General features: G+C 39.0%; 18 protein-coding genes. 7 read left to right on the top strand and 11 right to left on the bottom strand.

Annotated features, from left to right (window positions below):
- Window positions 1-19: 19 nt before the first annotated feature.
- Window positions 20-1003 carry a tripartite tricarboxylate transporter substrate binding protein gene (locus AOC35_RS05180; RefSeq protein ID WP_108646080.1) on the bottom strand — a complete coding sequence of 328 codons (984 nt, stop codon included), beginning with the start codon at window positions 1001-1003 and terminating at the stop codon, window positions 20-22.
- A gap of 118 nt (window positions 1004-1121) precedes the next feature.
- Between AOC35_RS05180 and AOC35_RS05175 the strand changes: the two genes are divergently transcribed.
- Together AOC35_RS05175 and AOC35_RS05170 are read left to right on the top strand one after the other, a co-directional pair.
- Complete coding sequence (locus tag AOC35_RS05175; protein ID WP_108646079.1) at window positions 1122-1931, top strand: ferritin-like domain-containing protein; 810 nt, start codon at window positions 1122-1124, stop codon at window positions 1929-1931.
- A gap of 12 nt (window positions 1932-1943) precedes the next feature.
- Window positions 1944-2408: a MaoC family dehydratase gene (locus AOC35_RS05170; RefSeq protein ID WP_108646078.1), complete on the top strand. Its 465-nt coding sequence runs from the start codon at window positions 1944-1946 to the stop codon at window positions 2406-2408.
- A gap of 19 nt (window positions 2409-2427) precedes the next feature.
- Here the strand turns inward: AOC35_RS05170 and AOC35_RS05165 are convergent, their stop codons facing one another.
- From AOC35_RS05165 to AOC35_RS05150, 4 genes are read right to left on the bottom strand one after another with little or no spacing between them, the layout of a single operon-like run.
- A complete protein-coding gene (locus AOC35_RS05165) occupies window positions 2428-3483 on the bottom strand; it encodes a phosphotransferase (RefSeq protein WP_108646077.1) in 1056 nt (351 codons plus the stop codon).
- A gap of 9 nt (window positions 3484-3492) precedes the next feature.
- Window positions 3493-3891 carry a PaaI family thioesterase gene (locus AOC35_RS05160; RefSeq protein WP_108646076.1) on the bottom strand — a complete coding sequence of 133 codons (399 nt, stop codon included), beginning with the start codon at window positions 3889-3891 and terminating at the stop codon, window positions 3493-3495.
- Window positions 3892-3916: 25 nt separating this feature from the next.
- On the bottom strand, window positions 3917-4639 hold the full coding sequence (locus AOC35_RS05155) for a 2-phosphosulfolactate phosphatase (protein ID WP_159077487.1): 723 nt from the start codon (window positions 4637-4639) through the stop codon (window positions 3917-3919).
- On the bottom strand, window positions 4636-5100 hold the full coding sequence (locus AOC35_RS05150) for a PaaI family thioesterase (protein WP_108646074.1): 465 nt from the start codon (window positions 5098-5100) through the stop codon (window positions 4636-4638). Before AOC35_RS05150 ends, AOC35_RS05155 begins: the two co-directional genes overlap by 4 nt.
- Window positions 5101-5182: 82 nt before the next feature.
- Between AOC35_RS05150 and queE the strand changes: the two genes are divergently transcribed.
- From queE to AOC35_RS05125, 5 genes are all read left to right on the top strand, one after another.
- Window positions 5183-5848: a 7-carboxy-7-deazaguanine synthase gene (gene queE, locus AOC35_RS05145; protein WP_108646073.1), complete on the top strand. Its 666-nt coding sequence runs from the start codon at window positions 5183-5185 to the stop codon at window positions 5846-5848.
- Window positions 5849-5863: 15 nt separating this feature from the next.
- Window positions 5864-6316 carry a 6-carboxytetrahydropterin synthase QueD gene (gene queD, locus AOC35_RS05140; protein ID WP_108646072.1) on the top strand — a complete coding sequence of 151 codons (453 nt, stop codon included), beginning with the start codon at window positions 5864-5866 and terminating at the stop codon, window positions 6314-6316.
- Window positions 6306-6779, top strand: a complete 474-nt coding sequence (gene tadA, locus AOC35_RS05135) for a tRNA adenosine(34) deaminase TadA (RefSeq protein ID WP_245898434.1) — start codon at window positions 6306-6308, stop codon at window positions 6777-6779. The genes queD and tadA overlap by 11 nt, the downstream gene beginning before the upstream one ends.
- 14 nt (window positions 6780-6793) lie before the next feature.
- On the top strand, window positions 6794-7774 hold the full coding sequence (locus AOC35_RS05130) for an LD-carboxypeptidase (protein WP_108646071.1): 981 nt from the start codon (window positions 6794-6796) through the stop codon (window positions 7772-7774).
- Between the two features lie 88 nt (window positions 7775-7862).
- The gene (locus AOC35_RS05125) at window positions 7863-9473 is read left to right on the top strand and encodes an ABC-F family ATPase (protein WP_108646070.1); all 1611 of its coding nucleotides are present in this window, start codon (window positions 7863-7865) and stop codon (window positions 9471-9473) included.
- Window positions 9474-9533: 60 nt separating this feature from the next.
- Here AOC35_RS05125 and AOC35_RS05120 read toward each other — a convergent pair whose 3' ends face one another.
- From AOC35_RS05120 to tmk, 6 genes are all read right to left on the bottom strand, one after another.
- Window positions 9534-9737, bottom strand: coding sequence for a DUF1289 domain-containing protein (locus AOC35_RS05120; RefSeq protein ID WP_108646069.1), 204 nt, complete (start codon window positions 9735-9737; stop codon window positions 9534-9536).
- Window positions 9734-10147 (bottom strand): lactoylglutathione lyase, encoded by a 414-nt coding sequence (gene gloA / locus AOC35_RS05115; RefSeq protein ID WP_108646068.1) that lies wholly within the window; start codon window positions 10145-10147, stop codon window positions 9734-9736. The genes AOC35_RS05120 and gloA overlap by 4 nt, the downstream gene beginning before the upstream one ends.
- Before the next feature lie 71 nt (window positions 10148-10218).
- Window positions 10219-10932 carry an ankyrin repeat domain-containing protein gene (locus AOC35_RS05110; RefSeq protein WP_159077486.1) on the bottom strand — a complete coding sequence of 238 codons (714 nt, stop codon included), beginning with the start codon at window positions 10930-10932 and terminating at the stop codon, window positions 10219-10221.
- Window positions 10933-10970: 38 nt separating this feature from the next.
- Window positions 10971-11750, bottom strand: a complete 780-nt coding sequence (locus AOC35_RS05105) for a TatD family hydrolase (protein WP_108646066.1) — start codon at window positions 11748-11750, stop codon at window positions 10971-10973.
- Window positions 11751-11770: 20 nt separating this feature from the next.
- On the bottom strand, window positions 11771-12853 hold the full coding sequence (locus tag AOC35_RS05100) for a hypothetical protein (RefSeq protein WP_108646065.1): 1083 nt from the start codon (window positions 12851-12853) through the stop codon (window positions 11771-11773).
- A complete protein-coding gene (gene tmk / locus AOC35_RS05095) occupies window positions 12850-13506 on the bottom strand; it encodes a dTMP kinase (protein WP_108648728.1) in 657 nt (218 codons plus the stop codon). Before tmk ends, AOC35_RS05100 begins: the two co-directional genes overlap by 4 nt.
- Window positions 13507-13533: the final 27 nt, after the last annotated feature.

Below are 13533 nucleotides of genomic sequence, written 5' to 3'. Positions count from 1 at the left end.
TAGATCCTTTGATAATGAATTAATCAGGTTTAATTTGCGCTGACTTTACAATTGCAGCCCATTTTTGAATATCAGCTTCTAAATATTTATTAAATTCAGCAGGGGACATCAATAGGGGTGCAGCACCTTGCTTAGCCCATGCATCACGAACTTCTTGTGAGGAAATGATTTTCCGAATTGCAGCATTGAGGATGTTCACGATTTCTACAGGAGTTCCCTTTGGAGCCATAATCCCCAACCAAATCGTCGTTTCAAATTTTGGCACACCATCTTCAGCAACGGTCGGTATATTCGGCGTAATATTGGATCTGGTTTTTCCAGAGGTTGCCAAGGCTCTCACTTTATTTTCTTTGACAAACTCGTTCATCGTCGTTACCGCATCAAACATCATATCGACTTGACCACCAATCACATCTGTTCTAGCTCCAGAACTTCCTTTATAAGGAATATGCGTGATGTTGATACCAGCCAGAGCGTTGAATAACTCGCCCGCCATATGATAGGGAGTGCCATTACCAGAAGAAGCAAAGTTTAATTTACCAGGCTTTGATTTAGCTAATGCGATTAATTCAGGTACGGTTTTCACAGGAACGCTAGGATTGACGACTAAGATCAAATCAGAAAAGTTAATCGGTGCAACGCCAACAAAATCTCTCATTAAGTTAAAAGGCTTGTTGGGGATCAATGACTCATTAACAGTTTGGGTATTTGACATCATGAGTAGGGTATAGCCATCATTCGGAGACTTCGCCACGAAGTCAGTGCCAATAATAGAACCTGCCCCAGGTCGGTCTTCCACAATAAAGGATTGCTTTAATTCGTCTTGGAGACGCTGTGCCATAAAACGAGCATAGTTATCTGCTGGACCACCCGCAGCGAATGGAACGATTATTTTTACAGGTTTCGTTGGATAATTTTGAGCAGAACTGTTAAAACTAAAAGCAATAAAAGCAATTGCTTGTAGACTTAGCAATGTATGCAAAATTTTTCTTAGATGGTTCATGGCTGTCTCCTGATTGAATAGGTATTTTCAGAAATAACTATTAACTAAACCATTTTAAATTGCTTTTACAATCTAAGTGATAAAGTTTTATCACTCTCAATTCTGATAACCTTGCAATATGGAAATATGTCTTCGCCAATTAGCATTAAATCATCTTGCTCTCAGCTCGCCAGCTGAGAAAATTGGCGCAGTATTTCAATTATTTGATGATTTCAGAATACATCCTTTTCTGAATACTAATCAAGTTTATGATGCGTCCCATTTGACAGTTCCAGGTAAACCTGAAAAACCTGATCTTGTTCCTCCATTAGCTGTAAAAAGGAGGGCGATGCATACCGTGGAAGGTCGGGCAATTGCGATTCATGCTTTAGCCCATATTGAATTTAATGCGATTAACTTAGCTTTGGACGCCATTTGGCGTTTTCCTGATATGCCAGATTTGTATTATCAAGACTGGTTAATGGTGGCGAAAGAGGAGTCGTTTCATTTTTCATTACTAAACAATCATTTACATTCACTAGGATATCAATATGGAGATTTCCCAGCTCATAATAGTTTATGGGAAATGGTTGAAAAAACTAAAGATGATGTTTTAGCGAGAATGGCACTTGTTCCTAGAACAATGGAAGCTCGTGGGCTGGATGCGGTCCCGATTGTGAAAGATCGCTTTATTCAAGTAAAAGATGTTGAGATGGTGAAGATTTTAGAAATTATCCTCACTGATGAAATTGGCCACGTTGAAATAGGGAATCGGTGGTTTAATTACTTATGTGCAGAACGTAAGTTAGATCCGATTGATGTTTTTAAAGAACTCTGTTTGCAATATAAAGCACCTACTTTAAAAGGACCGTTTAATCTTCCAGCAAGGCTGCTCGCAGGTTTTACAGAAAATGAATTAGAAGTCCTTCAAAATCAAGCTATTACTTAAAGGAGCAATTGGATGCTGACAACTCGCTTCAAAGACCTTTTAGAGTTGAAAGAGTCAATTGGTAGGGAAGTTGGAGTGAGCGATTGGTTATTGATTGATCAGGACCGAATCAATCAATTTGCCAAGGCTACCGACGATCTACAGTGGATTCATACTGATCCAGTAAGAGCAGCTAAGGAGTCCCCCTTCGAAAAGACGATTGCACATGGATTTTTAACGCTATCCCTCATTCCACATTTTATGTATTCCTGCTTATTCTTTGAGCACTCTAAGTTAACAGTGAACTACGGTCTCAATAAAGTTCGATTTACTTCTCCAGTATTAGTTGGGAGTAAATTACGGGCCATTTTTAAAACAATCCAAGTCACCGATGTCAGTAATGGTGCTCAGATTGAATGGCAGGTGACTATGGAGATAGAAGGACAAGAAAAACCTGCGCTAGTCGCAAGTTTTTTAATTGTGGTGTATCACGAATAGCTTGTCTTGCTTTAGATATTTATTTGGGTAAGGACAAAACTTGTTCCCAAGCAAGAATCGCAATCGGTTTAGCTTTGCTGCCTGCTTCCAGTGCTTTTTCACTAGCAGCATTTCCTTGTAATGCCCTAAAAAGAACGCCTTGCAAAATAGCCGCCATTCTAAACATATTAAAAATAATGTAAAACTCCCAATCTTTACTATTTTCAATCTGCTGACCTGTTTTAGCCAAGTATTGTTCTAAATACTCTGACTCAATTGGGATACCGAGTTCTTCAAATGAACTACCGGCCAGACCACGGAATAAATCAGGCGCAAAACGCCAAGTCATCATATGATAGGCAAAATCCGAAATAGGGTGACCTAATGTAGATAGTTCCCAATCGAGTAAAGCTAGAACTTTTGGCTCAGTTGGATGAAAGATCATATTATCTAAACGGAAATCGCCATGAACTAGGCGGGTATCGTCATAGCTAGGAATATTCTTTGGCAACCATTCAATCAATTGATCCATCGCGGGAATGACTTCAGTGGCTGAAGATTGATATTGCTTAGTCCACCGTGCAATTTGACGAGGAATATAACCACCAGCTCTACCATAATCACTTAAACCAATTACATCGGTATCTAAAGCATGCAATTTAGCTATAGTGTTATTCATTTCATTGAAAATGGCGGATCTTTCCGACGGATTTAAACCAGGCAAGCGAGGATCCCAAAAAATACGACCTTCCACAAAATCCATTAAATAAAACTCAGCACCAATTACCTCGGTATCAGTGCAGTAAGCTAAGGGTTTTGCAACGGGAAAGCTAACATTATCAAGTGCCTTAATCACTTTAAACTCCCGATCAATTGCGTGCGCACTAGGCAATAAATCACCTTCGGGTTTTTTGCGTAAGACAATTTTTCTTGATCCAACAGTAAGTAAAAAAGTGGGATTAGACTGACCACCTTCGAACTGTTTAACTTCTAGTGATGTAACTTCGCTTATTCCTTCTACATGCTGAATCATCCAATCAAGCAATTGCTTTTGCTTGAAAGTAAAAGGGGTGCTGGGATTACTAGAAGTCGTCATCGCAAAATTTTAAAGGGGCTTGGCTTCGATTAAACGAAAAGTTCCCATTGATTTGGCTAGGATATCTCCAGACTCATCGTAAGCTGTAGCTTCACAAAATTGGATTGCTTTACCAGACTTTAATACTGTACCGTGGGCTTTGACTTTTCCTTTGGCAGCTTTCATAAAGCTGGTTGACATATCGATCGTCATGGCAGCACCATCATGATTCATTTTTACTTTAGCCGCCATCGCCATTGTGAAATCAAGTAATGTCATCATCACGCCACCGTGAGAAACACCAAATGAATTGGTTTGCCAAGGTTCAATATTGATCGTCACTTCAACCAAATCCTCTGAGATTTTTTCGGCTTCAAAGCCCATTTTTTCGATAAAAGGAATTTCAATTCCAAAGTATTTTTTTGTCATAGTTAATAATTAATTAGTTGTTAAGTTAAATTCTAATCACTCCATCGGAATGTAGCTCTGGAATAATATTGTATAGATTATGCCTTGCTACAAAATGGGTTTCATGATCCCAGGCACGCTCAATCATCATTTTCCCTACTCGTGCATTCGATAAAATATCGACCGCATCACCACTTACATAGACTTGCTTGGCTGCAATCGCACTATCTGTGAAGTGAATTTCTGGGCCGATTGATGATTGCATTAAAGCCTCAACAAAAGCTCCGGCACCATAAAAATCCTCCAAATTAAAGCGATTATTAGATCCGGCGCAGACAATTAAGATGGTTTGCTCAGAGTGCGTGGAAATAAGTCTTTCTACAATAGCTTGAGTATTCAATAAACTACCTACATAAACCTTCTTTGCCAGCTTACTATCATTTAAAGCCACTGTGCCATTAGTAGTGCAATACACTAAATTGCGATTCTCAATCTGGGCATTACATAATGCAATTGGTGTCGGTTGAATAAAACCCTCAAGGGTATCAGCGTTAATTTCCCCTGAATAAAGGTGATTTTGAAATTCGGCTTGGTCTTTGAGTTGTAATGCCTCATTAACATTGCGAACTGGGACAACAGATAAACATTGATGTGCAAAAGCCGTTACGATTGAGCTTGTGGCAAAAAGGATGTCGAGCACAACGACGATCTTATCCTGAAGAAGAGTTGGATTAATTTCTGCTTTCGTAGTGAGGACATGTACTTTCAAGATTTACCCACATCTCTTAAATTTTTCAAAGCAGTGAAGACACCATTTGTTTTTAGAATCAAGCGTGTACCCACCCATAAGTTACATTGGGCAAAACTTATTCTTGACCCCGCTTTGGTGAGAATAAATTCAGAATGAACCCAATCCCCAGGTTTTGGGCTAGCAACAAAATCTGCATCTAAATGAACGGTGACAAGATTCTGTGGCGGGTTAGCACAACGGGCTAAGTTATAACCTAAAGCAGAATCGGCCATAGAAATAAGCATTCCGCCATGAGCTGAACCCCATATATTGGTATGTTTATCTTCAATTGGCACACCAAAGACTCTCTCTGAGAAGCCATTGGCATGTTCTACTTGTTTGAAATACCATGGACCAAGCATAGTCAGAAATTTTTCTGACTCAGGTAACAACTCATGGGATTGAAATTCAGCAGGTATTGAACTTTGGATTTTAGTCATGATTAGATTGTATTCAATCTTAAGGATTATTAAAAATTCTTAATTATTTCTTAATTTTGACCGAACTTGATAAAATGGCGGAATGTATACAATTAAAGAAATTTTTTCTACCTTGCAAGGCGAAGGTAGTCACGCTGGTAGGGTAGCAGTATTTTGTCGTTTTACAGGATGTAATTTGTGGTCTGGACGTGAGGAAGATCGTGCGACTGCCCAATGTCGCTTCTGTGATACTGACTTTGTTGGTACCGATGGACTTTTAGGTGGTAAATATCCCACAGCTTCTGAACTAGCAGACACCATCGAAAAAGAGTGGCTCACGATGAATCCCTCAGAATCCCATCGTTATGTGGTTTTTACCGGTGGTGAACCACTTCTTCAGCTAGACCCAGATTTAATTTCGGCTCTTCACCAAAAGTCTTTTGAAATTGGTGTGGAAACGAATGGAACCATTAAACCACCCAATGGCATTGATTGGCTATGCGTCAGTCCTAAAGATGGTACTGAACTTGTCTGCCTTGTAGCCGATGAGATTAAGTACGTTGTTCCTCAATTCAACGGAGAAATTGATAAGAAAGCGATTTTGCAACGATTAAAGCGTTTTGAGAACATGAATTTTAAAAATTTCTTTATTCAGCCAATGGACGGTCCTCATCGTGATCTCCATTTGCAATTTGCAATCTCACTTTGTAAAGAGCGTCCAAAGTGGCGTTTGAGTATTCAGCAACACAAATATATCAATTTGCCTTAATCTTTGAAAGATTGCATGAAATTTTTTGAAATCACACGTCATTTAGAGTTTGACGCCGGCCACCGAATCCCCAATCATCTGGGTCAATGTCGCCATTTACATGGACACCGTTATCAAATTGAAGTGACCTTAAAAGGCGAACTCTCTGAGGTTACTGGCTCCTCAAATGAAGGCATGATCATGGATTTTGGTGATATCAAACGAATTATGCAAGAGACCATCATCGAGCCATGGGATCATTCTTTTTTTGTTGCAAAGTCGGATACTGTAATGGTGGATTTTCTAAAGACTATCCCAGGACACAAAACAACCCTGATTGATCATATCCCTACCGCTGAAAACCTTGCAAAGTATGCATTTGAATTATTAGCGCCCATCTTAAATAGTCAATTTGACGGCAAAATCAAACTGCAGCGTTTAAGGTTGTACGAAACTCCAAACTGTTGGGCAGATGTGATTGAAGATTGATATTGCTACTTCTCATGAGCATTGGATGCGCTTGGCAATGGAGCAGGCCGAGCTTGCTGCTAATAAAAATGAAATTCCAGTTGGAGCTGTGATTGTTTATCAAAATGAATTAATTGCTCAGGCTCACAATCAGCCTATCCTTGATTCAGATCCCTCTTCGCATGCTGAAATGAATGCTTTACGAATTGCAGGAAAAAAACTTTCTAATTATCGATTGCCAGATTTGGACTTATACGTTACTTTAGAGCCTTGTCTGATGTGCGCAGGAGCAATCATGAATGCCAGAATTTCAAGGGTATTTTTTGGCGCTTTCGATCCTAAAACTGGTGTAGCAGGATCGGTTTTAAATGTATTTGAGGAAACCAAACTGAATCACCATACAGACGTTCAAGGTGGTATTTTGGGTGACGATTGCGCCCATCTGTTAAAAACCTTTTTTAGAAATAAACGCGCAAATACCTAAAATATCTTTAGCCTATGTCACCAATTACCCATCCACAGACAGAGAATTTAGAAATACCTAAGACAGTTTATTGTTTCGCACCTTCTGGTCGATTAATGAATCCATCAGATACGCAAAAGGGTGTGACATTTTTAGAGCAACAAGGTTTTAAGGTTCTAAATACAGAAATCTTTTCTAGACAATTTCAACGTTTTGCTGGATCAGCCCAAGAGCGAGCAGACGAAATTAATTCGCTTGCAGACAAAGTGGATCAATATGGCCCTATGATTGCGTTAGCCACCAGGGGTGGATTTGGGCTTAATCAAATCATGCATCTTATTGATTGGCAAAAACTCGGCCGAGCAGTAGAAAAGGGTTTAAGAATTGTGGGACATAGTGACATTACGGCTCTTCACTTGGGTTTATTAGGAATAACCAACACTAGCAGTTTTGCCGGTCCAATGATAAATTTTGATTTTGCACGTTCAGATATCCAATCCAGTGACTTTACTTATCGTCACTTTATCGAAGCGGTAATCAATCATTCATTTGATATTGAGGTTTTAGGTTATCAAGAGTTGGTCGATCAACCCCATCAAATAAATAATGCCATGATTTGGGGCGGGAATCTTTCACTCGTTCAAAACTTCATTGGAACCCCTTATTTTCCGAAGCAGATTGAGCAGGGGATTCTTTTCTTGGAAGATGTAAATGAACATCCTTACCGTATAGAGAGAATGCTTTGGCAATTATTAGATGCTGGTGTTTTAAGTTCTCAACAAGCGGTAATCTGCGGTGATTTTTCTGATTATCGTTTAACTGATTTAGATCAGGGCTACGACTTGAATATGGCGCTGGCTAATATTCAAAATGAATTAAAAACCCGTGGCCATAAAACCTTGATTCTGACAGGTTTACCTTTTGGACACACTCCCAAAAAAGTGACGATTGAAGTCGGAAGTGATGTTGATTTAACGCTGAACTCAGATGGATTTCGCCTCACCAAAGCGAGTTAAGCTTTGATTCTTTGATGAAAAAACGGTAAAATATTGCTTCTCTGAAGCTGTATTTTGCTTCATCATTTCGTTCATACGGGTATTTCACGTGCTATCAACATCAAACATTACCATGCAGTTCGGCGCCAAGCCGCTTTTTGAAAATATTACCGTTAAATTTGGTAACGGAAACCGTTATGGCTTAATCGGCGCTAATGGTTGCGGTAAGTCAACTTTTATGAAGATTTTGGGTGGTGAGCTTGAACCTAGTTCTGGTCATGTCATGTTGGAACCTAATATTCGTTTGGGTAAGTTAAGACAGGACCAATTTGCTTACGAGGACATGCGGGTTTTGGATGTGGTCATGATGGGTCACAATGAAATGTGGCAAGCCGCACAAGAGCGCGATGCAATTTACGCAAATTTAGAAGCGACTGAAGATGACTATATGCACGCGGCTGAACTTGAGGCAAAGTTTGCTGAGTATGGTGGTTATACGGCAGAAGCAAAAGCAGGGGAGTTGTTACTAGGTGTTGGGATCTCGATTGATCAACATCAAGGACCCATGAGCGCTATTTCACCGGGTTGGAAGCTCCGTGTCTTGTTGGCTCAAGCACTCTTCTCTGATCCAGATGTTTTGCTCTTAGACGAGCCTACCAATAACTTGGATATTCATACGATTAATTGGTTAGAGGACGTCCTCAACGAAAGAAATTGCACCATGGTGATTATTTCCCATGATCGTCACTTCTTGAACTCTGTTTGCACCCATATGGCCGATATGGACTTCGGCACCTTACGCGTCTATCCAGGTAATTACGATGATTACATGTTGGCATCTGCACAAGCTCGAGCCCAACAAATGTCCGACAATGCCAAAGCCAAAGACAAGATTGCTGAATTACAAGACTTTGTTCGTCGATTCTCGGCTAACAAGTCAAAAGCTAGACAAGCAACTTCACGTCAAAAGCAAATGGAGAAAATTGAGGTGGCCGATATTAAGCCGTCTTCACGTCAAAATCCTTACATTCGTTTTGAAGTTGAAAAGGTTTTACACAATATTGCTGTCGAATGTGCCGACATCACTAAAACCTATGATCGCCCCATCTTTAAACAGTTCAATCTGACCATCCAACCAGGTGAGCGGGTCGCTATTATTGGTCAAAACGGTGCTGGTAAAACGACTTTACTCAATAGTATTCTGAATGAACGTTTTAATGGTGTTCCAGTTGATCACGGTAAGGTCAAATGGGCTGAACATGCCAACGTTGGGGTAATGCCGCAAGATACGAGTGAATGTTTCCCGAAGGATACTAATTTATCTGATTGGATGGGAGAGTGGGCAAAAGCAGGTGACGATGATCAAATTATTCGTAGTACCTTGGGTCGTTTACTGTTCTCCGGACCAGATATTACTAAGTCTGTCAAAGTTTTATCTGGAGGAGAAAAGGGCAGAATGATTTGGGGTAAGTTGATGCTTGGCAAACACAACGTACTAGCATTAGACGAGCCGACCAACCATATGGATATGGAATCGATTGAAAGCTTACAGATTTCTCTTGAGAAATTTACTGGAACCTTGATCTTTGTATCTCACGATCGTGAATTTGTATCTGGACTAGCTAATCGTATATTAGAGGTTGGTATGGATGGACAAATCTCTGATTTTTCAGGCAGTTATGAAGATTATTTAAGTACAAAAGAAGCTGCAAAAGTTTAAAAAATCCCCAAGTTGATACTTGGGGATTCACTTTATTTTTTCCTCTATTCTCTACTCTAATTAGATAGAGTCCTTAAACCGCATCGCCGTACCTTCGTTCGTAATTCTTTCCCAAACTTTTCTCTTCTCTTCAGCGTCCATCGCCACCCAAGTTGAAACCTCTAAGATCGTACGTCCACAACCTTTGCAGACGTCATCAAATAGAGTAGAGCAGATACCAATGCAGGGAGAATCAACCGTATTATCTTTTAATTGAATACTCATGAATTCGTGTCCGATCCATGAGTTCCTAGCTGGATGAGTTCAATTTTGTAACCATCAGGATCCTGTACAAAAGCAATCAGAGTATTTCCACCTGCCACAGGTCCAGCTTCACGCGTCACTTTGCCGCCATGCTGTTTAATCGTCTCACAGGTTTTATAGACATCCTCAACCCCAAGGGCTATATGTCCATAGTAACCGCCATGTTCATACTGATCAACGCCGTAGTTATAAGTCAATTCAATCTCAGCTTGTCCAGATTGATTCCCTTTTTCGAATCCTAAGAATGCCAAACTATATTTTTGACTTGGACGGTCCGTAGTTCTAAGAAGATTCATGCCTAACACCTTGGTATAGAAGGTGATGGATTCTTCTAAATTCTTTACTCTTAACATCGTATGTAGCATTTTCATCTAGATAATTCCTAATAACATATCTTGTTTAACATAATAAATATTATACGCACAATTATTTATATCAATAATTAAGGCTGTGGCAAATTATCCACCAAAGGCTCGTATGGCACTTTATACAACTTAAACCAGCGAGATTCTAAACCCCTGGCTATTTCACTCTGGTTATACATCTTTGCAAAGTCTATGGGTGTTAAGTCTTGTTTATTAACGGCAGATAAATCTGCTCCTTTATCTAAAAGTAACTTTACAACCCGAATGTGCCCATAACGTGCCGCATACATTAAAGGTGTTGATTCGTTCGGTGACAATGCATCGATATTTGCACCTGCATTAATTAAACTATTCATGATTTCAAGATCACCACGAATGGCCGCATAATGAATTGGACTCCAACCATCTTTATTGACCGTTGCCTTGCGATTTTCTAATAAATACTTCACGAGTTTGGTATTCCCCATGAAAGCTGCCATCATCAAAGGATTTTCTCCAAAATTATTTTCATTATTGATATTGAAATCAATGCTTTGAGAAAGGTAATACGACACTTTTTGAGAGTTTTCTTGAATAGCATAAACAAGTGCTGAATTACCGTATTTACTTTTAGTATTGTTTATAAGATATTGTTTATATTCTATTTTTTTAATTTCTTCAATATCATCTAGTTCAATAGCTTTATAAAAACGATCAATTTCTTTAATCACAAATTGATCTTTATTTGAAGCATTTAACACTTTAAAGTCATATTCTTGAAATGAATAAGCAGGCGTTGAAATGATATTCAATACAGATATTAAAGAAAGGGATAAAAGTCGAATCTGCATTAGGGTGAAACGTTAAATAATTGATAGAAATTATTACTCGTTACCCTTCCCACCTCTTCTACATTACTGTCTTTTAGGCTTGCAATATAACTAGCAACGTAACTTACATAACCAGGTTCATTCGTTTTTCCACGGTAAGGGACTGGAGCTAAATAGGGTGAGTCTGTTTCGATTAACATTCTGTCAAATGGCACGTATTTGCAAGTCTCTTTGATTTGCAGGGCATTTTTGAACGTAACGATACCTGAAAAAGAGATATAAAATCCCAAATCTAAAGCCTGTTTAGCCACTTCGATACTTTCAGTAAAACAATGCATCACACCATTGACCTGCCCTTGTCCGGATTCTCTTAAAATCGAAATCGTGTCAGCAGAGGCTTCTCTAGTATGAATAATTAAAGGTTTCTGGGTGATTTTAGAGGCTTCAATATGGACTCGAAAGCGCTCTCTTTGCCATTCGAGCTCTTCATAGGGTTTGTGTGCCATTCTGTAATAATCCAGGCCAGTTTCTCCAATACCGATAACCTTGGACTCTTTAGCCTCCTCTAATAACCAATCTAAAGTGGGTTCCGGAGTATCCTCATAGTCAGGATGAACACCAACCGTGGCATACAAATGGGAATATTGTTTTGCTAAGGCAAGAACCTTAGGAAAGTCGGGAATATCGACACTAATACAAAGTGCTTTAGTTACCAATTGTTTTTCCATCGTTTCTAAAACCTCAGGAAGGCGGTTCTCAAAATCGGGAAAATCTAAGTGGCAATGTGAATCAATGAACATAAGATGGACTTAAAGTTTATTTAACTTTTAAAAAGTTGAGCATATTTTGATAAAACAGACTCTAACTGTACTTTTGGAAACAAGGGATGGGAAGATAATTTTAACTCCTGAATCAGAATTTTTAAAAATTGATTTAACCCAATAATGTCGATATTGTTAGCCTTTTGGCGCAACACATCTACCCTACTTGGAAAATACCTAGGTAAAATTCCCGAATAAACCATGTAGAGATCAATACACCACTTTTGTAAGCATCTTAAGATATCCGCTAATTCGGCGTTACTTAAAAGCTCAACACACTTCGTATGATCGATTCCACTCGGATTGCTAAGTTCATCCAACATTTGAGAGCTATTGAAAGTCTTTCCCTCTAAGGCCTGAAGAACCTTTAAAGGAGACCTTTCCATCTCAAGAAATTTTGCTTCCAATTGAACACGCGATTGATTAGAAAGTTGACTGTGTTTGGCCATCCAATCAATCGATGCATCTTGTGATGGCTTAGGCAGAGCTAACAAGCGACAACGCGAACGGATCGTGGGTAGGATGCTTTCTAAACGATGACTTACTAATATGTAAAAAACATTTGGCGCAGGCTCTTCTAAAGACTTAAGTAAACAATTAGCAGCTTCTATTCTCATTGCCTCTACCGGGTAAATCAGGATAACCCGCATTCCACCGCGGTATGAGCTTAACTCATTGACCGATAAAATATCTCGAACTTGATCTATGCGGATGTATTTACTTTGTTTTTTATCCTCAGACGAGCTGCTGACAATATTTTCTGGATTGACCGTAAATGGCAACAAATCATATGAATCTTCCGGAAGGATAGGAAAGAAATCTGGATGATTGGCCATGGAATACCATTTACAGGCTTGGCATTCAAAACAGGGATTACCATTTTTTTTATTTTCACAAAGAAGGTAATTGGCGAGATAAAGAGCAAAGTTTAATTTACCAATATCTTTTTCACCATAAATTAGTAGTGAGTTCGGTACACCCGTATCGACAAAATTTTGATAAAACTCTTCAAACCAGGGATATAAATCTAAGCCCTGCTCGTAAGTTTGCTCCCCTTTTTTACTAGCAAGCACCGCAGTCATAGAAGTCCAACTTCTAAATCCATGATTTTTTGAATGTCATCAATACTTAAACTTGCATCAATAATTTTTATCCGATTTTGAAAAACTTCTGCTCTACGTAAATATTCATTACGAACTAGATTAAAAAAGTTGGTATCCAATTGCTCAAACTTATCTGGAGTTCTTGTTTGTTCCCTTCTTTTTTGAGCAATTTCAACTGATAAATCAAACAAAAAAGTTTTATTAGGTTGTATTTCGTAAGCCTGACCGTTGATCGTTCGTCCTTGGACCCAGTTTTCAAGAGTGTTTAATTGAGTAACTGAAATTCCACGACCACCACATTGATAAGCAAATGAAGAATCGGTAAATCGGTCTGAAATCACAATGTCTCCACTCATTAAAGCAGGCTCGATAACTTGAGCAAGGTGTTCCCTCCTTGCGGCAAACATCAAAAGTACTTCTGTTTCAGGATGCATTGGTTGATTCAATAACTCAGTACGCAGTTTTTCACCTAGATCTGTTCCGCCAGGTTCACGAGTTAAAATGATCTTCTTGTTAGGATATTTTTCTTGCAATTTTCTAGCAAAGTGATTGATGTGCGTACTTTTACCAGCACCGTCGATGCCTTCAAAAGTAATGAAAATTCCTGGGTAAGACTGTGCTTGTAGATTCATGGCATTTTGTAAAGTTTTAAAGTATTC

The sequence above is a fragment of the Polynucleobacter rarus genome, from assembly GCF_003072505.1.
Taxonomy (GTDB): Bacteria; Pseudomonadota; Gammaproteobacteria; order Burkholderiales; family Burkholderiaceae; genus Polynucleobacter; species Polynucleobacter rarus.
The sequence above is the reverse complement of the archived record's forward strand: the minus strand, read 5'-3'. Positions and strand labels throughout refer to the sequence as shown.